Source organism: Bradyrhizobium sp. USDA 4541 (assembly GCF_024171085.1).
GTDB classification, from domain to species: domain Bacteria; phylum Pseudomonadota; class Alphaproteobacteria; order Rhizobiales; family Xanthobacteraceae; genus Bradyrhizobium; species Bradyrhizobium australafricanum.
In genome coordinates this window covers 7,155,224-7,180,970 of sequence record NZ_JALJZF010000001.1, presented here as the reverse complement: position 1 = coordinate 7,180,970, position 25,747 = coordinate 7,155,224, and the positions used below count along the sequence as shown (strand labels likewise).

Annotated in this window: 23 protein-coding genes and 1 pseudogene; 11 read left to right on the top strand and 13 right to left on the bottom strand. The window is 63.3% G+C overall.

All coding sequences use genetic code 11. The features are described from left to right. Positions 1 to 73 precede the first annotated feature (73 nt). Together J2R80_RS34830 and J2R80_RS34825 are read left to right on the top strand one after the other, a co-directional pair. Positions 74 to 1,051, top strand: coding sequence for a restriction endonuclease (locus J2R80_RS34830; protein WP_253640167.1), 978 nt, complete (start codon positions 74 to 76; stop codon positions 1,049 to 1,051). A 235-nt stretch (positions 1,052 to 1,286) separates the two neighbouring features. Further along, positions 1,287 to 2,417 (top strand): hypothetical protein, encoded by a 1,131-nt coding sequence (locus J2R80_RS34825; protein ID WP_375162620.1) that lies wholly within the window; start codon positions 1,287 to 1,289, stop codon positions 2,415 to 2,417. Positions 2,418 to 2,564: 147 nt separating this feature from the next. On the opposite strand, the gene J2R80_RS34820 is transcribed toward J2R80_RS34825, so the two are convergent. Further along, positions 2,565 to 3,410, bottom strand: coding sequence for a site-specific DNA-methyltransferase (locus tag J2R80_RS34820; protein WP_253640166.1), 846 nt, complete (start codon positions 3,408 to 3,410; stop codon positions 2,565 to 2,567). A gap of 33 nt (positions 3,411 to 3,443) precedes the next feature. Here J2R80_RS34820 and J2R80_RS34815 point away from each other — a divergent pair, with 33 nt between their 5' ends. From J2R80_RS34815 to J2R80_RS34805, 3 genes and pseudogenes are all read left to right on the top strand, one after another. Beyond that, entirely contained in the window at positions 3,444 to 3,917 is a 474-nt protein-coding gene (locus tag J2R80_RS34815; RefSeq protein WP_253610664.1) for a transposase, read from the top strand. Beyond that, positions 3,898 to 4,251: an IS66 family insertion sequence element accessory protein TnpB gene (gene tnpB, locus J2R80_RS34810; RefSeq protein ID WP_076834308.1), complete on the top strand. Its 354-nt coding sequence runs from the start codon at positions 3,898 to 3,900 to the stop codon at positions 4,249 to 4,251. The genes J2R80_RS34815 and tnpB overlap by 20 nt, the downstream gene beginning before the upstream one ends. A 52-nt stretch (positions 4,252 to 4,303) precedes the next feature. Next, a pseudogene (locus tag J2R80_RS34805) lies at positions 4,304 to 5,876 on the top strand (IS66 family transposase). Here the strand turns inward: J2R80_RS34805 and J2R80_RS34800 are convergent. From J2R80_RS34800 to J2R80_RS34785, 4 genes are all read right to left on the bottom strand, one after another. After that, positions 5,848 to 6,492 (bottom strand): ParB/Srx family N-terminal domain-containing protein, encoded by a 645-nt coding sequence (locus J2R80_RS34800; protein WP_253640165.1) that lies wholly within the window; start codon positions 6,490 to 6,492, stop codon positions 5,848 to 5,850. The pseudogene J2R80_RS34805 and the gene J2R80_RS34800 sit on opposite strands and share 29 nt — an antisense overlap. 32 nt (positions 6,493 to 6,524) lie before the next feature. Continuing rightward, the gene (locus J2R80_RS34795; RefSeq protein WP_253640164.1) at positions 6,525 to 7,271 is read right to left on the bottom strand and encodes a hypothetical protein; all 747 of its coding nucleotides are present in this window, start codon (positions 7,269 to 7,271) and stop codon (positions 6,525 to 6,527) included. Positions 7,272 to 7,696: 425 nt separating this feature from the next. Then, positions 7,697 to 8,815: a hypothetical protein gene (locus tag J2R80_RS34790; protein WP_253640163.1), complete on the bottom strand. Its 1,119-nt coding sequence runs from the start codon at positions 8,813 to 8,815 to the stop codon at positions 7,697 to 7,699. Between the two features lie 238 nt (positions 8,816 to 9,053). Continuing rightward, positions 9,054 to 9,320, bottom strand: coding sequence for a hypothetical protein (locus tag J2R80_RS34785; protein ID WP_016846025.1), 267 nt, complete (start codon positions 9,318 to 9,320; stop codon positions 9,054 to 9,056). A 417-nt stretch (positions 9,321 to 9,737) separates the two neighbouring features. Here J2R80_RS34785 and dinB point away from each other — a divergent pair, with 417 nt between their 5' ends. Both dinB and J2R80_RS34775 read left to right on the top strand, forming a co-directional pair. Continuing rightward, positions 9,738 to 10,985, top strand: coding sequence for a DNA polymerase IV (gene dinB / locus J2R80_RS34780; RefSeq protein WP_253640162.1), 1,248 nt, complete (start codon positions 9,738 to 9,740; stop codon positions 10,983 to 10,985). Between the two features lie 114 nt (positions 10,986 to 11,099). After that, positions 11,100 to 11,309: a hypothetical protein gene (locus tag J2R80_RS34775; protein ID WP_092084574.1), complete on the top strand. Its 210-nt coding sequence runs from the start codon at positions 11,100 to 11,102 to the stop codon at positions 11,307 to 11,309. Between the two features lie 81 nt (positions 11,310 to 11,390). On the opposite strand, the gene pyk is transcribed toward J2R80_RS34775, so the two are convergent. From pyk to J2R80_RS34745, 6 genes are all read right to left on the bottom strand, one after another. Then, positions 11,391 to 12,806: a pyruvate kinase gene (pyk, locus tag J2R80_RS34770; RefSeq protein ID WP_253640161.1), complete on the bottom strand. Its 1,416-nt coding sequence runs from the start codon at positions 12,804 to 12,806 to the stop codon at positions 11,391 to 11,393. A gap of 3 nt (positions 12,807 to 12,809) precedes the next feature. Next, positions 12,810 to 14,105 carry a glycerate kinase gene (locus J2R80_RS34765; protein WP_253640160.1) on the bottom strand — a complete coding sequence of 432 codons (1,296 nt, stop codon included), beginning with the start codon at positions 14,103 to 14,105 and terminating at the stop codon, positions 12,810 to 12,812. Between the two features lie 30 nt (positions 14,106 to 14,135). Further along, complete coding sequence (gene oxlT / locus J2R80_RS34760; RefSeq protein WP_253640159.1) at positions 14,136 to 15,494, bottom strand: oxalate/formate MFS antiporter; 1,359 nt, start codon at positions 15,492 to 15,494, stop codon at positions 14,136 to 14,138. A gap of 65 nt (positions 15,495 to 15,559) precedes the next feature. Beyond that, on the bottom strand, positions 15,560 to 16,342 hold the full coding sequence (locus tag J2R80_RS34755; protein ID WP_076826248.1) for a fumarylacetoacetate hydrolase family protein: 783 nt from the start codon (positions 16,340 to 16,342) through the stop codon (positions 15,560 to 15,562). A gap of 5 nt (positions 16,343 to 16,347) precedes the next feature. Then, the gene (locus J2R80_RS34750; RefSeq protein WP_057017096.1) at positions 16,348 to 17,367 is read right to left on the bottom strand and encodes a 2-dehydropantoate 2-reductase; all 1,020 of its coding nucleotides are present in this window, start codon (positions 17,365 to 17,367) and stop codon (positions 16,348 to 16,350) included. Between the two features lie 85 nt (positions 17,368 to 17,452). Then, complete coding sequence (locus J2R80_RS34745) at positions 17,453 to 17,866, bottom strand: CBS domain-containing protein (RefSeq protein ID WP_253641056.1); 414 nt, start codon at positions 17,864 to 17,866, stop codon at positions 17,453 to 17,455. A gap of 238 nt (positions 17,867 to 18,104) precedes the next feature. Between J2R80_RS34745 and J2R80_RS34740 the strand changes: the two genes are divergently transcribed. The 4 genes from J2R80_RS34740 to J2R80_RS34725 all read left to right on the top strand — a co-directional run bounded on the left by J2R80_RS34740 (position 18,105) and on the right by J2R80_RS34725 (position 22,756). Then, positions 18,105 to 18,953: an IclR family transcriptional regulator gene (locus tag J2R80_RS34740; RefSeq protein ID WP_253640158.1), complete on the top strand. Its 849-nt coding sequence runs from the start codon at positions 18,105 to 18,107 to the stop codon at positions 18,951 to 18,953. A 181-nt stretch (positions 18,954 to 19,134) separates the two neighbouring features. Beyond that, complete coding sequence (gene gcl / locus J2R80_RS34735; protein ID WP_168856846.1) at positions 19,135 to 20,922, top strand: glyoxylate carboligase; 1,788 nt, start codon at positions 19,135 to 19,137, stop codon at positions 20,920 to 20,922. Between the two features lie 36 nt (positions 20,923 to 20,958). After that, positions 20,959 to 21,744: a hydroxypyruvate isomerase gene (gene hyi / locus J2R80_RS34730; protein ID WP_141341031.1), complete on the top strand. Its 786-nt coding sequence runs from the start codon at positions 20,959 to 20,961 to the stop codon at positions 21,742 to 21,744. Positions 21,745 to 21,868: 124 nt separating this feature from the next. Further along, the gene (locus tag J2R80_RS34725) at positions 21,869 to 22,756 is read left to right on the top strand and encodes a 2-hydroxy-3-oxopropionate reductase (RefSeq protein WP_168856845.1); all 888 of its coding nucleotides are present in this window, start codon (positions 21,869 to 21,871) and stop codon (positions 22,754 to 22,756) included. A gap of 142 nt (positions 22,757 to 22,898) precedes the next feature. Here J2R80_RS34725 and J2R80_RS34720 read toward each other — a convergent pair whose 3' ends face one another. Both J2R80_RS34720 and J2R80_RS34715 read right to left on the bottom strand, forming a co-directional pair. Further along, positions 22,899 to 25,259: a xanthine dehydrogenase family protein molybdopterin-binding subunit gene (locus J2R80_RS34720; protein WP_253640157.1), complete on the bottom strand. Its 2,361-nt coding sequence runs from the start codon at positions 25,257 to 25,259 to the stop codon at positions 22,899 to 22,901. A gap of 15 nt (positions 25,260 to 25,274) precedes the next feature. After that, positions 25,275 to 25,733: a (2Fe-2S)-binding protein gene (locus J2R80_RS34715; protein WP_253641055.1), complete on the bottom strand. Its 459-nt coding sequence runs from the start codon at positions 25,731 to 25,733 to the stop codon at positions 25,275 to 25,277. Positions 25,734 to 25,747: the final 14 nt, after the last annotated feature.

Below are 25,747 nucleotides of genomic sequence, written 5' to 3'. Positions count from 1 at the left end.
GGGATTGGCGGAGATGGCGATACAGAGCAGCAGCGTAGGAAGGCCTATCGAGGAACAGAACGGGAGTCGCTCCTTGGCCATACCGAGCGCGCGCCGATGCGAGAGCAGCGCGGATAAACCGTTCCCGTTCAATGTTGGCGAGGTGCGCTACATTAAGCTGGGTGAGCGCGGCAAATGGGCCAGCGAGGCGATAAGGGAAGGCATTCTGCCGTTTGGATATCGCGCCGTAACACATTCGACATGCGTGCAGGGCGATTGGGACAGGGTGCGCCAGGAGCTCGCTGCGATGGGCCGAACGAAAGCCGGAGTAGGACAGGGCCTGCGCGAGCTTCAGGCGTTTTATTCGTTGGGTGAAGATACCCTATGGGTGACCATCGCGGACGGACATCTTTGGTGGACGTTCGCGGACGCGGCCGTGGTTGCGGCCAATGACGATGATGCTGCGGCGCCGGCTCGGTTTCGTCGCACGCGCGGCGGCTGGCGGTGTACCAGCCTGAGCGGGGAGCCACTGACCTCGCGTAGCTTAAGCTCAGCGTTGACCAGCACCGCGAACTACCAGATGACGATCTGCGCGGTCCGGCACGCGGATTATTTGCTGCGACGGATTCGCGGCGAACGCGAACCGCTACGCGCCAAGGCTGATGTCCTGCTAGCGGAAATGACCACAACGGTCGCCGCCATGGTGCGCCGCCTTGACTGGCGGGATTTCGAGACGCTGATCGATTTGATCTTCTCCCGCGGCGGTTGGCAACGAACAAGCCCGCTCGGTGGCAACCAGGCCGACGTCGATTTGATCTTAAGGCCGCCGCTCATCGGCGAGACCGCCTGGGTGCAGATCAAATCACGAACCTCGCAGGCTGAATTCGAGGATTACCTTGGCCGGTTCGAACGCGAGGCGAACTGCGATTTCTTCTTCTTTATCTATCACAGCGCGCCTCGCCCGATTGATGGGCCTGCCCACATGAGGGTCCGTCTTTGGTCGGCCGACCAAATAGCGAGCGCGGCGATCGACGCCGGTCTGGTGCGCTGGCTGTCCGAACGCTCGACGTAACGTGGTCAACTCTTGGCGTCTAATCCTCTCTCGCCGGCAGAAGTAACCTTTCGCGCCGTACCAATTTTAACGGTGTCGAAAAAGTGCCATCGGGGCAACGAGTTGTATTCTAGCAACATCGTTCGGAAAGGAGCGTCGTTAACCTTCTTTGGCCATTGCGCGACCGCGCGCTGTGCCGACAATCCGCCTCGTCACATGCTGCAATCTGGCTCACGAGGAGCCCGTGGAGGCTGGGATGATGGACTCGCGGCAGGTGCGGGCGGCGGCGTTGGGCGGGACGGTCGTTCTGTCGGGCTGTATTGTCTCGTGGTGTGCGGCGTTCGGTTCGGCTGGCATCGAAAGGATCGGCGCGTCAGTTGATGATTCCTACGCACCTGCTGTTGTCGCCGATGCCGTATCCGCGACATCTGCCGCGTCGAACGCTGCCGTCGATGATCCCAATGCCGCGACCATGAGCGAACAGGAAGCGGCGGCGACCACCAATGCTGCGCCGACCGTGCACGAGACGGAACCTGTCGTCGCGGCCGCGTTGACCGATCCGGCGCTGCCGCCGGACACACAACCGGTGCAGGCGCCGGCAGCGAATACGCCGAATCCGGAACCTCGGTTGGTCAAAGCGGTGGTGGACTCCGTCGAAATCCTCGACGAGTGCTGGGACGTCAACGCCTGCATCGACCGCTATCTGTGGGCGCTCTATCAAAGGACACCCAAGGAAGACACCATCAAGGTGCCGGAGCAGAGGCAGGTGAGGGTCAAGAGAAAGAAGAAGATGGTGACGGTTACCAGAACCTTCACTAGGCTCGTCGATGAGGATTTCGCCTGGAAGGACACCAAGGCGGCCGAAAGAGCCGGCATGCCCATGATGGACTACGTCATGGGGGGCGTCGATCGGAGCTTCAAGCTGAAGCTCTTTCATGCGCTTCTCGCGGCGGAGCAGGCCGGCCTGTCGCCCGGCATCACCAGCGCTTTCCGCGATGACTACCGCCAGTCGATTGCAAGCGGGCTGAAGGCCGCCAGCAACAGGTCGTATCACGGCGGCAGCCTTCGTGGCGGCTACGGCCATGGGCTCGCGGCCGACATCGTCAGCATCGACGGCGCGACACGCGACGACCGCTTTAGATCATCGGAAAAGCTCTGGAAATGGGTCGACGCGCACGGCAGGGAGTTTGGCGTCGCGCGCCCCTATCTCGATTTTGATCCGGCCCATCTGGCGCCGATCGATGGCCGAGAATATGCTGCCCACCGCGGCGGCGTCAAAACGCGCCACGTGGCGCTGGGCGCGAAGAAGCGCCGCGCGGCGCACGATAATCACGCCGCGGTGAAACGGGCGAAGACCGCGAAGTCATCAAAGCTGCGAACGATCTGAGGATCATGATGGCCCCTATGGTGGGGTTAGCCCACCGGGTCCGCGCAAAAGCGCGGCCCGACGGCTCCGGCGTAACTTAAAACAAAATATCGAGTTCATGGACGCGATGTCCCGGCCATTGCACTTTGCTTTTGAGAGAACCATTCATCAATCGCGCTCGTTTTCAACAGCGACGGTGCGTGCTTGGAACGGCTCGCCCGTTGCCTTAAGGACGGCGTCGAGGCCGCAGGCGGTTTGCATGCGCCGCACGGCGATGTCGCAATATTGCGGGTCAAGCTCGATGCCATAGCCGACCCGTCCGGTTCGCTCGGCTGCGATCAGGGTGGTTCCTGAACCGACAAAGGGATCGAGGATGATGCCGTTGCGATGGGAGCAATCACGGATCGCGTCGGCGACTAAGGCAACGGGCTTGACGGTTGGATGCAGCACAAGGTCCTCGCGGCCATCGCCGAAGCCGCTTGCGCCGGCGTAGGTCCAGACATTGCTGCGGTTGCGGCCATACTTGCCAAGCCCGATGTTGTTGAGGTGCGGCGCCGTTCCTGCCTTGAAGACCAAAACGAGCTCATGCTGTGAGCGGTAGAGCGAGCCCATACCGGCGTTGCTCTTGACCCAGACGCAGATATTTTTGAGCTCGGTATAAGCCGCCTGGCCGGCGCTCATCATATGCACGATATGGCGCCAATCGATGCATTGAAAATGGATGGCGCCATCATCGGAGTAGGCGACGAGGTGGGCGAAGACCTCGGACAGAAAGTTTGTGAATTCGCCGTCCGACATCTCGCCCGAGGCCATGGCAAATTCGCGATGTTGAATCTGGCCAAGCCCCCCGACATGGCCTGCGATCGGGACATTGTAGGGTGGATCAGAGAACACCATTTGGGCATGCGCATCGCCGAGCAGGGCCAGGTAGGTCTCGCGCTTTGTGGCATCGCCGCAGATCAGCCGTAAGCGCGAATTTCCCCGCACCTTTTGGTTTTGAGTGCTCTGATGCATGAGGTGTCCACTTAAATAGGTGGACACCTCATGATGAGCGACGATGGTCAGAAACTGCGTGTCAGGCTTGTTGGTCGGAACGGTCGCCGGCGCTTTGAGACGACATCGAAGGAGCGTCTTGTGGCGGCCTGCCTTGAGCCTGGCGTTTCGGTCTCGAGACTTGCACTCGAACATGGGGTCAACGCGAACCTGCTTCGGAAGTGGATCAAGAAGGACGCCGCGGCCAGGTCGGCGCCGTCGTCGTCACCCTCGGCGTTCATCCCGGTTCACCTTGAGGGGGCCGCCGAGCGGGGTTTGTCGCGGCAAGGCAGTGTGGAGGCGGTGGATTTGCCGGCGACCTGCGATGAAGTGGGTGGGTCGGAATCCAAGGGGTCTCCAGCTTTTTGTTCTCCGGCCAAAGTGAGCGCGTCGCTGCCGAATGGCGTGAAGCTCGCGCTGGAATGCGGGGATGTGGATGCATTGACGGCGATCATTGGAGCCCTGGGCCATGTTCAGACTGGGCGGTGACCTGCAGGTCTATCTGCACCGTGAGCCGATCGACTTCCGAGCTGGCATCAACAGCCTTGCGGTTCTGGTTCAGGAGACGATGGCGCTCGATCCGTTTGTGCCGGCGGTTTTTGCGTTCTGCAATCGCCGTTGCGACCGGATGAAGTTGCTGTTCTTCGACCGGTCCGGCTTTGTGCTGGTCCTGAAGCGGCTGACCGAGGACAAGTTCCGATGGCCGCGCCGCCAGGAGGCGGTCGTCCGGCTTACGACCGAGCAGTTGCACTGGATCCTCGACGGCATCGATATCGATGCGATGGTCCGTCATCCGGTGCGGCAATATCAGGTTGCCGGCTGAGCCCTTGAGTTGAGCGGTTGACGCGTCGGTACGGTTCAGATTCAAGAATCCGATGAATCGAACCGGCAATCCGAGTGTCGAGGTGCTGTTGGCGCGCATTGCCGCGCTGGAGGCGGAGAATCGTCAGCTCACGGAGCGCGTCGTCAAGCTGGAGGAAGAACTGGCGCTGGCACGCCTGCATCGTTTTGCGCCGCGCAGCGAAAAGCACGTCGACCGTCTCTTCAATGAAGCCGAGCAGGCCGCCGATGAGGATGACGCCGGCAGCCAAACGAACGATACCGCCGAACTTCCGGACACGGGTCTGCCATCGGTCGAAAGCACGACGGGAAAGAAGCGCGGCCGCAGGCCGCTGCCGGCAAACCTGCCGCGCGAGCGCGTCGAGTATGACCCTGCCCGACGATCAGAAGGCGTGTCCTTGCTGCCGTGGCCAGATGCATCGCATGGGCGAGGCTGTCACCGAGCAACTTCATATCGAGGTGAAGGCGAAGGTTTTACAGAATGTGCGCTTCAAATATGCCTGCCGCCATTGCGATCGCACCGGGATCAACGCCCCTGTCGTGACCGCGCCGATGCCGACGCAGCCGTTGCCGGGCAGCGTTGCCACGGCCTCGACGCTGGCGTTCGCGCTGGTTCACAAATATGTCGACGGCACGCCGCTCTACCGCTTGGCGCAGGCCTTCGAACGCGCAGGCGTTCCTGTCAGCCGCGGCGCTTTGGGCCACTGGGTGATCGGCTCGAGCGAGAAGCATCTGCATCGCATTTATGACGCCCTGAAGCTGCGGCTCAGATCGCAGCCTCTCATCCATGGCGACGAGACGACGGTTCAGGTCCTCAAGGAGAAGGACAAAGCGGCCACCAGCACATCGTACATGTGGGCGTATCGCAGCGGCAAGGATAGTCACGAGCCGATCGTTCTTCTGGATTATCAGCCGGGCCGCGGCCAAATCCACCCGCAGGTCTTCCTCGGCGATTACCGTGGCATCGTGATGAGTGACGGCTATAGCGCATGGCGCACGCTGGAAGGGGCCACCCACATTGGATGCATGGCCCACTCCCGGCGGCGTTTTGTCGACGCCCTCAAAGCGAGAAAGAAGGGCGGCGGGCCGCCCGAGCAGGCGCTGCGGTTCTTCGAGCAGCTCTACCGGGTTGAAAGGCAGGCGCGGGACGAGAAACCGGACAGAGACGAAACGCCGGATCAATGCATCCGTCGCTTCCGCCAGCAACACAGCATTCCTGTCCTGAACGCCCTCAAGGAATGGCTCGATCAAATCGCCCCGAAGGTCCTGCCGGACAGCAAGCTTGGCGACGCCGTATCTTACACCCGGAACCAATGGGACTATCTGACGCGTTACACCGAAGATGGCAGGATGCCGATCGACAACAATCTTCTGGAGCGCGACATCAGGGTTTTTGCCACCGGCCGAAAAAGCTGGCTGTTCAGCGACACCGTCGACGGAGCCAGGGCCAGCGCCGTCGTCTACAGCCTAATGCTGACCTGCCGCGCCTCACGTGTCGAGCCGTTAACATGGCTGCGCCATGTGCTCACCGAGTTGCCTCAGCGCGTGGACAACGCCGATATCGCTGACCTGTTGCCCTTCAACTTCCCCAAAGCGGCCACTGCCTGAACGGCTCAGCATCGCCCCGATACGAAGGCCATCCGTCAAATCGCGGCCGACAACGTGCGCGGAAAATCGCGCTTACGATCAGCCGGTGCGGCCCGATGCACCAGATATCGCCGGTTTGGCTGATCGCCGGGCCCTCGGGCGGCGGGATCGGCAGGTCCGCGGCATCCTGCTGGGCGTTGGTCGCCTCGCCGATCAAGATGTCAATTTCGGGTAACTCAAAGCCGGTGATTGTAACGTCCAGATCGATCTCGAGATCCGAGAGGTATTGCAGCTCAAGGCCGAGCAATTTCCGATCCCAGCCGGCATTCTCGGCAAGCTTGTTGTCGGCAATGACATAGGCGCGGATCTCGGCCTCGCTCATTTGCGAGAGGCGGACGGTCGGCACCTCGGCAAGGCCGACGGTCTTTGCGGCCTCGAGGCGGCCGTGCCCTGCGATGACGCCATTGTTGTCATCGACCAGGACCGGGTTGGTGAATCCGAACCGTTGGATCGCCTTGGCGATTTGGGCGATCTGCTGCTTGGAATGGGTGCGGGGGTTATTGGCGCGCGGGTTAAGATCGCAGGTGCTTTGGTAGGTCAGGTCGAGTTTTCTGGTCCAGCGTGGATTATCTAACATGGTGGTCTCCCGTTGTGGTTCGCAGGAGAGACCTACAGATTCAGGATGGCGGCATCATTCAGGATAATGCGCGGTCTATTTGTCTGAAGAGATCCGATTGAGAAACGACCGCCAACTGATGGGGAGGCGCCACTTTCTGATGACGATTTTTGCAGCCCGCTCATGCGGCGGTCCGGACCACCAATCTTGGTCGCGCAGGATCGACCAGCCGCGAAGGCGTCTTGGCCATCACGCACACCTCCTCGATCCATTACGCTCTGATAGGTCGTCTCAGCCTGTTCCTTTAGTTGTTCGATATTTGCGAGATCGCGCTCATATTCGCACCTGAATTGCTCGCAGAGATCGGGATCCCAAGGCGGCGGACCGACGCAGTTGAAAAGCCGTGCAGCGAGCGACATCGGGGTGCCATCGGGTACCACGACGACGGAGCGATTTACAATTTGCGGCGGCGGATCGAGCAATTTGGCGCGCTTGCATTCTTCCAGAAACCGCTTGATCGCGCGGATTTCGCCCCCGACCACACGTTTGAACAGCCCGTGCAGCATCGCCTCATGCGGATGCAGTTTGGTAAGTTTGCCGCCGATGCGGGCTTCGATCGGCCGCTCCAGCAGCGCGGCAATATCAGGGGCGTGCTGTTTGTCTCGGCGCCGGCTGGTCCGTAAAGGCTGCGCCCGTACCCCAAAACGGGTCGCCTTGGGCGGTTTGCCGTAACCGACCTCGTAGGTCTCGTTGCGCGGCTCGTCCTCGCCGCCGGGCGCCTCATCGCCGTTTTTGTTCATTGCGCCGCTCCATCTTTCGCACCGCGGACGCGAGCGACACCTTGGGGCACAGCCCAAGAGCCAACGCACGCCGAAGCGCGGTTAACCGCGTTCAGTTGTGATCATCATCGATTTGGTTTCTGGGGGGCTACCGGTTAGGATCGGCCGGGCGGCTCAAAATTAGATATAGGCCCGGATTTTTGATCGTCAAACATATTTGGCGATGAGGTTAATATGCAAGGCGGCGGCGCCCTGCGGCAGGCACCTTGGGGCAGGAGGTTTGCCGCGCCCGCAGCGAAATTTCCCGTACCGCGAACGCCAATTTTCCCGCGACGCGTTTGTCGGGAATTGCCCGAAAAAATCCTGATCTCCCAGCGGCTTGGCGCAAGAGATTGGGGTGAATGGGCCATATTCTTCGTATTAGCCCTGTTAATTCCCGTAAGGAGCTAATTCGGCATCAGCACGGCATCGACGCGGCGGCTGTTTCGTGTGCTGATGACGATGGCGCCGTTGCGGGTGGCGAATCTCGCACCGAGAAGCCGCGGCACTTTTTCCGTCAACGACGACGGCAGCGGAATCATTCCGCCGGTGACGGGGTCGCCGACGTTGATCGGCGCGACGGCTGCGCCGGCCGAAGGCGCTGCCTTGATGTACTCCCTGATCAACTGAATCTCTTCACGCGAGAGGCTGAGCGCGGCCTGTTCGCCTGCGCCGTCAGCCAGCTTCTTTTCCGCCTCGGCCCTGTCTTGCGCATCTTGCTGCTGGGCGGCATCGCGTCTTGCGACTTCGACCTGTTCGAGTCTGGCGAGGCGTTCCCTCAGCGGCGCGATCTCGCGTCGCAACGCGGTAATGTCCGACTTCAGCGAAGAGAGCTGACCAAGTGCAATCGCGGCGGCAACGCAAGCGACGACCGAGATCAGGCTGAGGCACGCCACCGCCAGGCCCGTCAATCCGCCTCGACGATCCCGGACATCCTCCGCGGGTCGCCGTCGCCGCGCGGCGGCGAATTTCGGCTTGATCGTGCCGAGGAAGCTGACCAGACCGGACAGCCGCGCAGCCACCACCCGGTTCGCCTCTTGAAAGGCGCCGAGTGCAGGCGCAGGGACGACCGGAGAGTGCGCCGAGGGGATGCCGGGAGCGGTAGCCGAACGGCCCGCGCCGGATGGCTGGCGGTCGTCGTGGTCCTCGCGCGTCATACCGGGGAGCTCGAGATCAACGTCGTCGGGGCGGTCGATCGCAGTATCTGCAACGTAATGGCGCGTGTCGGCCGTAGCGGCGTCCAATCGCTCCGCTTCCTGTCGATCGGGTCCTTGTTCGATTCGGGCGGTTTCAAGCGAGCGCCACAGCGAGAGCCCCGAATCGGTGATCTGCAGGCCCGCGTCGTTGATCGATGCCCATCCCGATTGGAAGACGTCGGCGTCGCCAAGCTCGGACGGCCGCTTCGACTGCGTGGCTTCATCGCCGGCCGCGATCATGCGCTTGACCTCGCGGCTGACCTCGTCGATCGCGATCCGCTGCCCGGGCCTTGCGGCCAGCACACTCAAGATCGCCAGATTGAACCTCATGCGGCGCCTCGCGATGCCCGATCAACCGGCCGTGCGGCCGCTCCGCTCCCGTGCAGGTGACGTGCGAGCCTCAGCGGGGTCGAAGCGGATCAATCATGTCGGCGCGGACGTCGGTCGGTCAGGGAGTCAAGCAAGTGTACCGGCTCGCCAAGGGGCAAACAATCCGGCACCAGACCTACGACAGAGGGATAAGTCGGCCCGCAAAAGACACGCGTCGGGATCGCCTTCGTTGCGCGTCTCAGAGAAACTCGCGAAGCCTGGAAAGCTCGATCACATGCTCGGGTGACAGCACGTCGGGAACGAGGGGAGGCTGCGACTTGGTCCGGATCTCGTAAAGATGTCGCGTCTTCTCGGGCTTGCCCATGAAATCCCGAATGCATTGGTCGAGCGTTCCATTGACGACCATATAGGGCGCGCGATCCTCTCGCCTCGAGTTGTTGAGAGAAGGCCATTTGTAAAGGTGGGCCGCAGCTTGGAAGTCCACCTGATGGGATTGGTCGGTCATTGCAAAATATCTACCCGAAAAAGCCCTGCGCGGCAAAGTCAGCCGGCTGATGAGTGAGCTGGTGCGGCAATACGCGCAAGCTGCGGTCGTGCATCGCAGAAGCCGCCGTCATGCATCTCGAACGATCCGCCGATGTGCCTCGCGTCGATGCCTCGCAGCAACTCCCGCTTCGATCTCCCGCGGACCGAGATCGGGGGCGATCGGGCGAAGCCGGCTGAAGGGAGCGCCGGCAGACTCCCTCGCGCGGCGCGCGCAGTGGCAGCGCGCGTTGACGAACCTGGCTCGTTCGCTGCGCCAGCGGCCGTGACGACGCGTGCTGGATTGACTCGATTCCAAAATGTTCCTATTTTGTTCTATTGTCAATTTCCACGTCCGGAGACGGGTGGCTTCGGTCAGGTCAGGGATGAACGGGTCGAGATGGCAGCCGCAGCCACCATCCTTCATGCGGACCTGGATGCATTTTACGCATCGGTCGAGCAGCTGCTCGAGCCGTCGCTGCGCGGCAAGCCGATCGCCGTCGGGGGCGGGGTTGTGCTGGCGGCGTCCTATGAGGCCAAGGCCTTCGGAGTGCATGGCGGCATGTCGGGGCGGGAAGCGCGCCAACTGTGCCCGCAACTGGTTTTCGTCGGCGGCCATTTCAGCGATTACCAGCGGCTGGGTGACGCGGCCATCAAGGTGATCGGCGACTTCACGCCGCTGGTCGAGCGAATTTCGATCGACGAGGCGTTTGCGGACGTTGCCGGCTGCACTCACCTGTTCGGAACGCCTGCCGAAATAGCCGCGTCGATCCGGTTGCGCGTACGCAGCGAGCTCGGCCTTCCGATCTCGGTCGGCGTCGCCCGCACCAAGCATCTGGCGAAGATCGCCTCGCAGGTCGCAAAGCCCGACGGACTTGTCGTCGTTGATCCCGACGCCGAGCTGAGCTTCCTTCACGAATTGCCGGTTGAGTTGATGTGGGGAGTAGGGCCAGTCACCAGGATGCGGTTGGATGCGATCGGCGTCGCGACGATCGGTCAGCTCGCCAAATTGTCGGAACGGTCGCTGACGCACTTGCTCGGTCCGGCAGCGGGCGAGAAACTCGCCGCGCTGGCCTGGAATCGCGATCCGCGACAGCTCAAGCCACACCGGCGCGCGCGATCGGCGGGGGCACAATCGGCGCTTGGCCGAAAGCCTGCGATCGAGCAAGTCATCCGGCCCACGCTGCTTCATCTCGCCGACCGCGTCGCCACGCGGCTTCGGGCGAAATCACGGCCTGGACGAACCGTGACGGTGCGCGTCCGTTTCGCCGACCTGAAGTCGGTGACGCGCTCGATGACGATCGATGCGCCGGTGTGCACGACCATCGTCCTGGCCCGGCTCGCCGAGAATCTCGTGCGCGCTGCTCTTGCCGACCATCCCGGCGAGAAGATCATCTCGCTGCTGGCGATCTCGGTGTCGCATCTCGAGGAGCATTGGGATCTTGCGCTGGAGCTTCCGCTCGGGCTGAAGGATGAAGCGCTTCGGCCCGGAAGTCCGACAGGGATGGCCCGATGGGCGGCGGACCGTGCGATCGACAGGATCCGCGATCGCTTTGGCTGGGAGGCGATCGGATATGGTTCAGCGGCGCTGGAGGCGGTTCATTCGGTGCCCGACGCGTTTCGCAAGCTTGCCGAGAGAGAGCTCTAGCGTTCGCCGGTTCACGTATCTGTCACTGCATTAAGAAAAGGCAATTTGGAATCGCGCGCTTGTGAGTGGCGACCCTGTACGACCGGCTTATTTTGAGCCCGCGGAGGGAGAGCCATGAAGCACAGCGCCGAACTGATCCAGACGATGCGCGATGCGTTGGATGCGGTCATGGCAAGCGTACCGGCGGATCAATCCGTGTTCGGTCTCAAGGCCGCTGTTGCGGAATGCATCCTGCGAGCCGCAGCTCACGGCCAGACCTCGTTCGACGGGCTCGTGACGTCGGCATCCGATCAGCTTCAGTCGATCATCTCGATGCTGACCTAGGCGATCGGGATGCGCGCGACCGTCGCGTTCGCCTTGCCGCGCGGTGCGCTGATGATGCAATCGCTCGGGCCGACGGTTCTCTCAGGGCAGCGATACGACCCGTAGATTGTTGGTCGTTCCCGCTTGTCCAAAGGGAATGCCGGCGACCACGACCAGCAGATCGCGGCTCGATGCAAACTGCTCTGCTTGCGCGAATGCAGTTGCGCGCTCGACCATCTCCTCATAGCTCTGAACGTCGTCGGAAAGCACGCTGTGAGCGCCCCAAAGCAGGCACAAGCGGCGGGACACTTCGCGGCTTGGGGTGATGGCGAGGATCGGGCGGCTCGGCCGCTTGCGCGCGACGCGTGCGGCCGTTGTGCCGCTCGAGGTGTAGGCCACAATGGCCGCGGCGTGAACGACGGAGGCGAGATCGGCCGCTGCCGTGGCCACGGCATGCGGTGGCGTCTGCTCTTCGCCGGGCTGGGTCGCCTCGACGATCGAGCGGTACATCTTGTGTTGTTCGGTGCTGCGGATGATGCGGTCCATCATCTCGACCGCCTCGCGCGGATATCGGCCTGTCGCGGACTCCGCCGACAGCATCACGGCGTCTGCGCCATCATAGATGGCGGTCGCAACGTCGGAGACTTCCGCGCGCGTCGGCGTAGGGGCCGCGACCATCGAGTCCAGCATTTGCGTGGCGACGATCACGGGCTTCACCGCGAGACGGCAGGCCCGCACCAGCTCCTTCTGGCGCCCCGGCACGTCCTCATGCGGGATTTCGACGCCGAGATCTCCCCGCGCAACCATGATGGCGTCGCACAGCTGGATGATATCGTCGATCCGTTCGAGCGCTGCCGGCTTCTCGATCTTGGCCATCAGACCGGCGCGGTCCCCAACGAGGCCTCTCGCCTCGATGATATCCGAGGGCTTCTGCACGAACGACAGGGCAACCCAATCCACGCCAAGTTTCAGGCCGAACTCCAGATCGAGGCGATCCTTCGCGGTCAGCGGTGAAAGATCGAGGACCGTACCCGGCAGATTGACGCCCTTGTGATTCGAGATCGTGCCGCCGACGATCACCTTGGCTTCGATGAAATCGTCACCGAGCCCGGTAACGCGAACGCGGACCCTGCCGTCGTCGATCAGAAGGTCATGGCCAGGCGCAACGGCGGCAAAGATCTCCCGATGCGGGAGGGGAATTGCGGTTCGGTCGCCATCCGATCCGGACAGAACGAACCGAATGGTCTCTCCGGCCACTGCGGCGATCTTCCCATCGCGCAAGGTGCCGACGCGGATCTTCGGACCCTGGAGGTCCATCAGGATGCCGATCGGCCGGCCGACCTCCTGTTCCAGCTTTCGGATCGCCGCGTGAATGCGTGCGTGATCGCTCTGCGTTCCGTGACTGAAGTTCAGGCGGAACGTATCGACGCCCGCCAGCAGCAGCGCCTCGAGCATCTCGGGGGAACTGCTTGCTGGACCAACGGTTGCAACGATCTTGGCTCGTCGATGACGACGCATGGATCACCTCGTCGGTGGCTGGCCGGCTGCGATCAGCACGGCACGGATATCATTGACGTTCGTAAGCGTTGGCCCGGTGCGCACGAGGTCTCCAAGGCGGTCGAAGAACGCGTAGCTGTCATGGGCAGCCAGGTGCGCCCGCGCGTCAAGCAGATTCGCGGCGGCGCGCCGCAGCGTATCCGGACCGATCAAAGCGCCAGCCGCATCTTCCGTTCCATCAATTCCATCGCTGTCGCCCGCAACGGCCCAGATATCGGATGCGCCGGACAGGGCGACGGCAAGCCCCAGCAGGAATTCGGTGTTGCGGCCGCCGTGTCCCGCCGGCCCGCGCCCGATCGTCACCGTCGTCTCGCCTCCGGACAGCAGCACCGCGGGGGCAGGGCCCGGCTGCGCATATCTCGCGACCGACCGGGCGATGCCGGCCATCACGGTTCCGAGTTCCCGTGCCTCGCCCTCGATCGCGTCTCCAAGGATGATCGGCGTCAGGCCTTCGTCCCGGGCGGCGCTGGCCGCAGCGTCAAGCGCATGGAATGGAGCGGCAAGGATGCGGACATCAGCATCGATCTCGCCGGGCTTGGGTGTCTCGTCCGCTTGTTCGAGCACAAGCCGCGCCGCTTCCGGCAGGTCGATTGCAAAGCGGCCAACCATCTCCAGCGCAGCGGCTTTCGTGCTGCTGTCGGGCAGCGAGGGACCGGAGGCAATCGCCGCGGGATCGTCGCCGGGAATGTCTGAGATCACAAGGGTCGTGACGCGGGCGGGACGGGCGGCCAGCGCCAGCCGACCGCCCTTGATCGCGGACAGATGTTTGCGGACGACGTTCATCTCGGCAATCGTCGCGCCGCTTGCAAGGAGTGCCCGGTTGACCGCCTGCTTGTCGGCGAGAGTCATCGGAGATGCCGGCAGGGTCATCAGCGCCGAGCCACCGCCGGACATCAGGGCGATGACGAGATCGTCTGCTGAAAGCCCCTCGACGGCGCGCAGCATGCGAAGGGCCGCGGTCCTGCTCGTGTCATCCGGCACGGGGTGAGACGCTTCGAGCACTTCGATACGGCCGGCTGGAACCGAATGGCCGTGGCGCGTGACGACGACGCCGGAAAGCGCGACGTCAGGCCATGCCGCGTCGAGGCCCGCAGCCATTGCCGCCGATGCCTTACCCGCGCCGACGACGATGCATCTGCCCCTCGGCTTTGCCGGCAGGGCGTCGGCAATCGTGATCCTCGGATCGGCGCTCGCGATGGCGGCGTCGAAGATTCGCCGCAGGGCGGTCCGAGCCCGCACATCCGTCCATCTGTCGTTCAATCGCTTGCGCTCCGGCCGATAGGTCTCTTGTTATGGCGCCTTCTCGAGACGGTCGTAAGACATGGGTGCCTCAAGTCGACCGCCTTCACCGGGAAAGACCTTTGCGCGAGCGATTGCGGCACTTGCCGTCGCTTCACTGCCGAGAATGAACGCGCGCCGCATCGGCTTGATCAGGAACAACGCGGTGAGGGCAGCGGTCGCATTGAGTGCAACCGCGACGATGAACACGGCCTGCCAGCCGAGCTGGGAAGAGATGATGCTCGCGAGCGGCACGAGCAGCGCCGCCGTGCCCTTCGCCGTGTAGAGCATGCCGTTGTTGGTGGTTGCATATTTGGCGCCGAACGTGTCGCCCGACGTCGCGGGAAACAGGCTGTAGATTTCGCCGAAGACGCCGAAATAGATCGCCGTGGCCAGCACGAAGACAACCGGAATGTGACCGTGGGTGGACAGCGTCAGCAACATCACCGCCGCTGTCGCGAACGCGATGAACATCGTGTGCTCGCGCCCGATATTGTCGGAGACCCAGCCAAAGAGCGGACGGCCGAAACCGTCGAAGACGCGATCGAGCGAGATGGCAAACGTCAGTGCCGCCATCTGGAAGCCCGCCAGGGTGACCGGCGTGTCCGCGATCTTGAAGTCATGGGCGATCGGCCCGATTTGCGCGGCGGTCATCAAGCCGCCGGAAGCCACCATGACGAACACCACGTACATGACCCAGAAGACCGGGGTGCGCAACACCTGGGGCGGAGTGTAGTCGATCGCACTCTGCGGCAGATTGAGACGCTTTTTCCTGGGTGCTTCGACGCCATGCGGTGGCCGGACGAACCAGGCCAGCAGGATGACGATGAGGCCTTGTCCGATCCCGAAGGTCAGGAAGGTGCTCTGGTAGCCGCTGGCGGCAATCATGTTGGCAATCGGTACGACGGTGAGGGCCGCACCGGCGCCAAACCCGGCGGCGGTTGCTCCTGCGGCCAGGCCGCGCCGGTCCGGAAACCATTTCAGGGCATTGCCGACGCAAGTGCCGTAGACGGCGCCGGCACCGATGCCCGCGACGACAGCTGCCGCATAAAGCGTGACGAGAGAGGAGGCGTATGAGTTCATGATCCAGGCCAACCCGATCATCAGCCCGCCGAACATGATGACGATGCGGGGGCCGTATTTGTCCACGAACCAGGCCTCCACCGGCACAAGCCATGTCTCCGTCATCACGAAAATCGTGAAGGCGAGCTGGATGGCCGGACGGCCCCAGTGAAACTTCGCGTCGATCGGATCAACGAACAGCGTCCAGCCATATTGCAGGTTGGCGATCATCGCCATGCAGACGATGCCGATCGCCAGTTGCAGCCAGCGGAAGCCGCCGGGCGATGATGCCGGGTTGGTGGAGATCATGTACGCTCCTAAGGCAGATAATCGTCGTTTGGGCCGGCTGCGTCGGGTTGTCGTCCCGCCGCAGCCTACTGACGGAATTCGTTGGTCAACTCGCCGATTCCGTCGATCGCGACGGTGACCGTGTTGACGGGCTCCTTCATCACCCCGACGCCAATCGATGTCCCGCAGCAGATCAGGTCGCCCGGCAACAGCGTCATGTCGTGCGAGATCTTGCTGACCAGCGTCTGTGCGCTGAAGATCATGTCCGCGATCGGGTAGTTCTGGCGCTCGACGCCGTTCAGAATGGTGCGCACCACGAGGCGTGCGGGGTCGAGGCCTGACGCAATCACGGGGCCGAACGGGCCGTATCCATCGAAGCCCTTGGCCCGCGCCCATTGCGGGAAGGTCGGGTCGCGATTGAGGATGTCCGCGGCGGTGACGTCGTTGGTGCAGGTGTAGCCGAAGATGAAGGCGTCGGCCTGCTCGGGCGCGACCGCCGTGCAGCTCTTGCCGATGACGATGCCGAGTTCACCTTCGTAGGTCGTCTTGCCATCATAGCCCAAGGGACGCCTGATGACGGCACCAGGCGCGGTGACGCTGGTCGGCGCCTTCAACAGGTACAGCGGTTCGGCAGGCTCAGGTGATTTCAGCTTCTCCGCAAGCGCGTGAAAATTGTTCCAGAGCGCGATGACCTTGCTCGGTTGCGTCGGGGCGAGCAGCTCGACGTTGTCCAGCGCCAGCGTTTGTCCAGTCGGTCGCATGTCGCCGAACATGTCCCCTTCGTGCACGGAGATGCCGGATGGAATGAGTTGCCCGAAGCCGATTTCGGCATGGTGGCGGAAGCGGACCCAGCGCGTAACATTGGCCATCGGGATCACGCCACCGCCAGCGTTTCTGCTGCTGCGGCGCCGGCCGCCCCGTCATAGAGGCCGGCCAGCCTGGTGCGCTGCGCGACCAGGGCCAGCACCGCATCGAGGGCGGGCGTCGCGATTCCTGTCATCCGGCCCATCTCCTGCACCACGGTGATCAACGGATCGATCTCGACCGGACGTCCGCGCTCGAGATCCTGCAGCATCGAGGTCTTGTGCGCGCCGACCTTGCGCGCACCTTCGATGCGGCGTTCGACATCGACCCGAAACTTGACGCCGAGGCTTTCCGCGATCGCCTGGGCCTCCAGCATGATCGCCCGGGACAGCGCGCGCGTGCCCGGATTGCTGCAGATCACGTCGAGCGTCGCGTGGGTGAGGGCGCTGATCGGGTTGAAACAGACGTTGCCCCACAGCTTGAGCCAGATCTCGTCACGGATACGGTCGAGGACCGGAGCTTTCATGCCCGCGGCCACGAACAGCTCGGAAAGTTTCTGGACGTCGGATGTGATCTCGCCGGAGGGCTCGCCCAGCGGAAAGTTGTTGCCGTAGACATGGCGGATCACGCCGGGCGCCTCGATCTCGGTGGCGGGGTACACCACGCAGCCGATCGCGCGCTCGGGGCCGAGCTCGTTCCACTGCTGACCGCCAGGATCGATGCTCTCGAGCGTCGATCCTTCGTGCCGACCACCGTGCTTGTGGAAATACCAATAGGGAATGCCGTTGACGGCGGTGACGATGCGGGTCCGATCGCCCAGCAGCGGCCGCATGGGCTCGATGACACCGGTGATCGAATGCGCCTTGAGGCAAATGATGACGTAATCCTGCTCGCCGAGTTCGGCGGGGTTATCGGTGCAGCGAGGATGCACGACGCGCTCCTCGTCGCCGATCAGGAGTTTCAGGCCGTTCTGCCGCATTGCGGCGAGATGCGCACCCCGCGCGACCAGGCTGACATCGGCACCAGCACGCATAAATTCGACACCGAGATAGCCGCCGATCGCGCCGGCGCCGTAGATGCAGATTCTCATTCGATCCTCGCAAGCAGAGTGGGGACACAGCAGGAGCCGCAGCGGCTCGAACCGAGTAGCGTGGCAATGGCCTTGGGCAAGTCTGTCAGGCCGCGCAGGCGGCTTCCTCGAAAGCAAGGGTGATGTCCCGCATGCTCACGACGCCGACGAGCCGGCCGTTGTCGATGACGGGGACATGGCGGATTCCATGACGGGCCATGAGGCGCTCGACATCCGTGAGCGCATCTTGCGAATTGCAGGACACGAGCGGCCGCGGCGAGATGAATTGCGCGACTTTCATCGCAAGACCATTGGTGCCGCGCTCGGCGATCACAGCGACGACGTCGCGCTCGCTGAACATCCCGATCACGGCGGCGTCCTTGCTGCGCGAGGCGTTCCGGACCACGAGGGCGCCGACATTGCTCGCGTACATCAGGTTCGCCGCAATGCTCACGGTTTCGTTCGAGCCGATCGTCACCACGTGCGCATTGTTGGCGCGAAGGATGTCCCCGACGTACATGGCATCGTCCTCCCGGTTGCTTGATTTGGTCGTTGTGAAGCGATCGTGGTATACATTATCCCAGAAGTCAAACAAAAGAATCGAGCCATTTGCCAAGAAGAATGGCAAAAATACTGACCTATTCGCGAGTATTGTCGCCTTGACTCCATGGCCTTTTGGTATGCCATATGCCAATTCTGAAGCTCGCTCTCGACGAGCAATTTCGTTCTGAACCGCAACCGGTTAGGGGCAGGTCGTGATGAAAAGAGAGCCGATCCGGCGCAAGCCGTCCGATCCCGATCTTCGCGCGCAGCCGGAGCTGGACGCGCGCGACGGCGGTGTTCAGTCCGTTGATCGCGCCATGCAAATCCTGGAGACACTTGCAGAGGATGATGAAGGCTATCGGCTGACCGATCTGGCGATCCGCACCGGCCTGTCTCCCTCGACCGTACATCGGCTGCTGACCACGCTCGAGAACCGCAGGTTCGTTCAATTCGACCGCGACGAATCCAAGTGGCACATCGGCGCGCAAAGCTTCGTGGTCGGCTCGACCTTCGTGCGCCGGCGGAATTTTGCCGCGCAGGCACTGCCTTATCTGCGCAAGCTGCGCGACCAGACCAGGGAAACGGCCAATCTTGCTGTGGTCGACGATGAATCCATCATCGTCGTGTCCCGCATTGAAAGCCGTGAGATCATGCGCTCGCTGACCAAGGTCGGCGGACGCGTCGCGATGATCGCCTCGGGAGTGGGCAAGGCGGTGCTGGCTACCTATTCCGATGCAGACGTCAACGCGATCATTCGCCGTCAGGGCATGCCGCGGCTGACGGAAAAATCGATCGTGCGGCCCGGCGAGTTGTTCAAGGAATTGGAGAGCGTGCGGCGTCAGGGTTATGCGGTGGATGATGAAGAGGCGCGCCTCGGCCTGCGCTGCGTGGCCGCGGTCGTCTTCAACGATTGCAACGAGCCATATGCCGCAATCTCGGTATCCGGCATGGCGGACAGGCTGACGAACGAACGCTTGCCCGAGATCGGTACGATCGTGCATCGGATCGCAGCCGAACTCACGGCCGAACTTCGCGGGAACCGCACGCAGCAAGCGCAGGCGTAGGGCGGGCTGCAATTCCGTCCGCAACAATTTCCATTTCTACACTGACGCTAATCGTTTGAAGACGCGCAAGAAATCGCGAGCGTTGCCACAGCGCGGAAATTCCAATCGATTGCGTTGAGATCGATGCTCGCGGGCCTGATGATCCTGCTCAGGCCAACTCATAGCGAAGCGGGATCATCACATGAAGATGCGAGCAGTCGATGCAGCAGTGCGCATTCTCCAACGCGAAGGGATCACGTGCGCATTCGGCGTTCCCGGCGCGGCGATCAATCCGCTTTACTCCGCGCTGAAGCGCAACGGATCGATCCAGCATATTCTGGCGCGGCACGTCGAAGGCGCCTCGCATATGGCGGAAGGCTATACCAGGGCGAAGGCGGGCAATATCGGCGTCTGCATCGGCACATCGGGTCCGGCCGGCACCGACATGATCACCGGCCTCTATTCGGCGATCGCTGATTCCATTCCGATCCTCTGCATCACCGGTCAGGCGCCGCGGGCGCGGCTCTACAAGGAGGATTTCCAGGCGGTCGACATCGAGTCGATCGCAAAACCAGTGACGAAATGGGCCGTCACCGTGCGCGAGCCGGCGCTGGTGCCGCGCGTGTTCAGCCAGGCTTTCCATGTCATGCGGTCGGGGCGGCCGGGACCGGTGCTGATCGACCTTCCGCTCGATGTGCAACTGGCCGAGATCGAGTTCGACGACGAGACCTATTCACCGTTGTCGGTCTACAAGCCGACGGCGACGCGCAAGCAGATCGAGAAGGCACTCGAGATGCTGAACGCCGCGGAGCGGCCGCTGATTGTGGCCGGCGGCGGCGTGATCAACGCCGATGCATCCGAGCTGCTGGTCGCCTTTGCCGAAGCGGTCAACGTTCCGGTCGTTCCGACGCTGATGGCCTGGGGCGCTATTCCTGACGATCATGCGCTGATGGCAGGCATGGTCGGCTTGCAGACCAGCCATCGCTACGCCAACGCCACGATGCTCGAATCCGATTTCGTGCTCGGCATCGGAAATCGCTGGGCCAACCGGCATACCGGCTCGATCGAGACCTACACGAAGGGCCGCAAATTCGTGCATGTCGACATCGAGCCGACGCAGATCGGGCGGGTCTTCAATCCGGACCTCGGTATCGTCTCCGACGCCAAGGCCGCGCTGGAAATGTTCGTGAGCGTCGCCAGGGAGTGGCGGAAGTCCGGGAGGCTGCGCGATCGGCAGGCCTGGCCCGCCGCCTGTCGCGACCGCAAGCGTTCGATGCTGCGCAAGAGCCACTTCGAAAACATCCCGATCAAGCCCCAGCGCGTCTACGAGGAAATGAACAAGGCCTTTGGCCGCGACACCTGCTACGTGACCGTGATCGGATTGTCGCAGATCGCTGGGGCCCAGTTCCTCAACGTCTACAATGCGCGCAACTGGATCAACGCCGGGCAGGCCGGTCCTCTCGGCTGGACGCTGCCGGCCGCGCTTGGCGTGCGTGCCGCCGATCCCGACCGCGACATCGTCGCGCTGTCGGGTGACTACGACTTCCAGTTCCTGATCGAGGAGCTCGCGGTCGGGGCGCAGTTCAATCTGCCCTACATCCACGTCGTCGTGAACAATTCATATCTCGGCCTGATCCGGCAGGCGCAGCGCGGCTTCGACATGGACTATCACGTCCAGCTCTCGTTCGAGAACATCAACGCGCCCGAGATCGGCGGTTACGGCGTCGACCATGTGGCCGTCGCAGAGGGTTTGGGCTGCAAGGCGATCCGGGTCACCGATCCGAACGACGCGCAGGCGGCGTTCGCGACCGCACGCGAGCTGATGGCGAAGCATCGCGTGCCCGTGGTCGTGGAGTTCATTCTCGAGCGAGTCACCAATATCGCGATGGGAACGGAGATCGACAACATCGTCGAGTTCGAAGAGGTGCTCGATCTTCCGCTCGATGACGTGCCGAGCGCATCACGATCCGGCACGCTGTTGCCGGCCTGACCACATCATTCATCGCTTCAAGCGGAGATACGACCCGTGCCTCAATTTGCCGCCAATCTCACCATGCTCTTCAACGAGCTGCCGTTCCTCGATCGGTTCGCGGCCGCCAAGGCGGCCGGCTTCAACGCAGTCGAGTATCTTTTTCCTTATGACTTCGAAAAGGGCGCGTTGCGGGAGGAATTGGCGCGCTGTGGGCTGACCCAGGTGCTGCACAATCTTCCAGCCGGCAACTGGGCCGCCGGTGAGCGTGGCATTGCGATCCTGCGCAATCGGGTCGATGAATTTCGCGACGGCGTGGTGCGCGCGATCGACTACGCAAAGGCGCTGGATTGCCGGCAGCTGAACTGCCTGGTCGGCATCGCTCCAGCCGATACGGATAGGGCGGACCTGCAGGAAGTCCTCGTGTCCAACCTGCGCTTCGCCGCAGGCGCGCTCGCCCAGCATGGCATCAGGCTCCTCGTCGAACCGATCAACACGCTCGATATTCCCGGCTTCTTCCTGAGCCGTACGGAACAGGCGGTGCAGCTCATTTCCGAGGTTGGCTCATCCAATCTGTTCATCCAGTACGACATCTATCACATGCAGATCATGGAAGGTGATATCGCGCGGACCCTGCAGAAGCATCTGGGCCGGATCGCGCATGTCCAGCTCGCCGACAATCCGGGCCGTTATGAACCGGGAACCGGCGAAATCAACTACTGCTATCTGTTCAAGCATCTCGACAGCATCGGGTATCGGGGCTGGATCGGGTGCGAATACAAGCCGCGGACGACCACGCTCGAGAGCCTGGGCTGGCACGCCGCACAGACTTTCGTGACCTAGAGCCTGTTCCGTTCCGATTGAATCGGGACGGAGCTCTGGAATTTTATTAACGCGGTTTCTTCACGCGAGCCGAGAGTCGCTCGCCGGAAAAACGCCTTCATCCGGCTGACAGGGAGCAACGACAATGAAAGACATCGGATTCATCGGACTTGGCACCATGGGACGTCCGATGGCCGGCCACCTCCTGGCTGCCGGCTATCGTCTGTTCCTGCACGACGTCGTACCTGTTGCGCCTGAGTTGATCGCGGCCGGCGGCATCGCTTGCGAGTCCGCCAAGCAGGTGGCGCAGGAGGCGGACGCCGTGATCATCATGGTACCGGACACTCCGCATGTCGAAGCCGTGCTGTTCGGTCAAGGCGGCGTCGCGGAGGGCATCTCCAAAGGCATGATCGTGACGGATATGAGCTCGATCTCTCCGCTGGCGACGAAGGAGTTTGCACGCTGGATCGATGCGCTCGGGGCCGATTATCTCGACGCGCCGGTCTCCGGCGGCGAAGTTGGTGCAAAGGCGGCCAGCCTGACCATCATGGTTGGCGGGCGGGAGCGGGCGTTCAATGCGATGAAGCCCCTGTTTGAAACGATGGGGAAGAATGTCACGCATGTCGGCGGCAACGGCGACGGCCAGACCACCAAGGTTGCGAACCAGATCATCGTGGCGCTGACCATCGAGGCGGTGAGCGAGGCGTTGCTGTTCGCCTCCAAGGCCGGGGCCGACCCCGCGCTGGTGCGCCAGGCGTTGATGGGCGGCTTCGCGTCGTCCCGAATCCTCGAAGTGCACGGCGATCGCATGCTGAAGCGCAATTTTGATCCGGGCTTCCGCATTGAGCTGCATCAGAAGGATCTCAACCTCGCGCTGGAAGGGGCGCGCGCGCTCGGCTTGTCGCTGCCAGGCACTGCCGCAGCCCAGCAGCTGTTCAACGCCTGTACCGCCCTCGGCGGCAAAAGCTGGGACCATTCCGGCATTCTGAGAGCGCTGGAGGTCATGGCGGGCCACGAGGTCGCGGCTGCCTGAGCGCCGCGGAGGGGAATGGACGAAAATATCGTGGGCCTGGTCGGTGCGGGGACGGTAGCGCCTACCTGCCACGGATCAGGCGCCTGGCGCCCAAGTCGGTCGCTCAGCGTTCGGATTGTTTGCTGGGCATTCTCTGATGTCCCTAGGGCCACTGGTGAGGACGAACAAGGTTGTCCGCCCACACCTCGGCAATGTGAGACAGTGCCAGACCCGGCTTGCGCTCGAGCAGAAGCTCGAGCACGCGCGGCGGCGTCAGGGGTAATTCCTGCACCCGCTTTCCTGTCGCGTTGGCAACGGCGCAGGCGACGGTGGCGCCGACATTGAGGATCGGTACCTCGCCGGCGCCCTTGGTGCCGAGCGGCCCCACCGACGCCGCACCCTCATAGAGGCTGATCTCCACCGGTACGACGTCGAGCGCAAGCGGTACGCGGTAAGTCTCAAAGCCGCTTTGACTGACACGGCCATTGCTGCCGATCGTCACCTCCTCGTGCAGGGCGTAGCCCAGGCCCTGCACGACGCCGCCCTGGATCTGGCCGTGGATTGCGCGTGGATTCAGCGCACGGCCGACGTCCTGGACCACGCGATAGCTTAGCACCTCGACATGCCCGGTCTCCGGATCGACGGCGACCTCGCAGTCGTGGACGGCGAAGACGGGGATGTCGATCGCGTCGATGAAATGACCGGCAACGCAACCGGGCATCGCCGGCACGCCGGCGCCGGTGAAGGCGCCGGTGCCGGCGACCGGTCCGCCCAGCGCTTGAGCGCGGGTCGCGACCTCCGCGACGGTGCGGCCGGAGCCCGGCGCACCGGCGATCTCGATCCGACCATCGCGCATGACGAGATCGCCGGGCGCGGCTTCGATCATCTCGGAGGCGATCCTCAAAAGCTTCGTGCGGACCTCCTGTGCCGCCGACAGGCTGGCGGCGCCGAGCGAGACGGTGGTGCGGCCGCCACCGACGCCGACATCATAACCGGCCGCATCGGTATCGGCGGCGCGGACGATCACTTGCTCGGGCGCGATGCCGAGCGTGCTGGCAACGATCTGCGGCAGGCTCTGCATCATCGAGCCGGAGCCGATCTCGACACCCGACGTGACCAGGGTCGCCGTGCCGTCGGCATTCATGTTCACCGTCGCGGCCGATGGGCCGACGAAGACGAACCAGGTGCCGACGGTGGTCGCGCGTCCAAGGAGCTTGCCGTCGGTGCGCGCCGGCAGCGGCGCTGCCGCGTCGCGCAACGTATCCATCCGGTCGAGCATCGGGCCGAGCACATCGCCTTCGAATACCTGGCCGGTGGCGCCGAGATCCTTGTCGCCGAGCACGTTGCGGCGCCGGAAAGCAAGCGGATTCATTCCGATCCGCGCTGCGATCTCGTCGGTGTGCCGCTCGAGCGCGAAGGTGTTGTAGACGCCATTGCAGCAGCGGAACGCGCCGTTCGGCGCCGTGTTGGTATAGACCGCGCGCGAGACCATGCGCACGCTGCCAAGCCTGTAGTTTCCGCCGAGCGTGTGTGCGGTCATGGTGGTCAGGAAGATCTGTTCGCCGCCATAGGCGCCGCAGTCCATCAGCACGACCGCCTCGCGGCCCACGATTTCTCCGTCGCGCGTCACCGCCGAGCGGATGCGAATATCGGCGTTCTCGCGGAACAGGCAGGTCAGCATCTCGTCCTCGCGGGAATTGACGAGGCGAACCGGCCGGCCGCTGGCGCGGGCGAGGAGGGCGGCGAAGGGCTCAACCGCCAGATCGAATTTGAGACCGAAGCCGCCGCCGACCGGCGGCACAGTGACGCGCACTTGCGATGCCGGCACGCCCAACGCGCGCGCGGTTGCATTGCGGACACTCCAGGGAACCTGCGTCGACGTCTCGATATGGAAGCGGCCGTCCTCGTAGCTTGCGACGACCGCACGCGGCTCGAAGGCCACGTGGTTCTGCCGGCCGACGCGATAGAAACTTTCGACGATCTCGACGTCAGGCCGCGCAAAGGCGGCGTCGACGTCGCCGCGAACGACGGTCGCCTCCCAGGCGACATTGCCCGCACGCGCGGCGCCTTCGAGCAGCACCTCATAGCTGCGCCAGTCCGGATGAACCAGCCGCGCATCTGGTGCCAGCGCCTCCGCCATGGTCAATATTGCGGGGAGTTGCTCGATTTCCACGTCGATCGCCGCGAGCGCGGCCTGCGCCTGCGCCAACGTGACGGCTGCGACCGCGGCAAGCGGTTCGCCGTCGTAGCGAATGACATCGCGGGCGAACAGCGGGTGATCGGCGATGCCGATGCCGATCATGCCGGGCGCATCCGACGCCGTCACGATCGCACGTACCCCCGGCATGCGGGCAGCCCTCGACGTGTCGAGGCGAATGATCCGGCCCGAAGGCAGGCCGGCACGCAGCACCGCGGCGTGCAGCATGCCGGGCAGATATCGATCGATGGTGTAGCGCGTACGGCCACGCAGCTTGTCGGCGGCGTCCCGCCGGCGCAAATCCATCGTCGCGGAAACGTCGGACATGCTTGCGCCTCCCGATTATGCGTCGGCCAAGGCGAGCAGCGTCGCCTCGACGATGCGTTCGTATCCCGTGCAGCGGCAGATGTTCCCGGTGAGTGCGGCCCGGATATCGTGACGGGTGGCGTCAGGCCGGGTCGTCAAGAGATGCGTCAGGCTCACCACCATGCCGGGAAAGCACATGCCGCATTGGACCGCATCGCTGGCCTCGAGGGCCGCCTGGATGCGGTTCAGTTCGCCGTGAGGCGCAAGGCCTTCGACGGTGCGGATCTCGCGGCCATCGGCGAGCGCGGCGGGCAACAGGCACGATGGCGTCGGCTCGCCGTCGACCAGCACCATGCAGGCACCGCAAAAGCCTTCGCGACAGACCGGTTTCGCGCCGGTCAGATGCATCTCCTCACGCAGAATGTCGATCAGCGGCGTGGCGGGGTCGGCCACGGAAGAGAGGCGATCACCGTTCACTGTCAAGTTGAATCCCATGTCGATCCCCACCG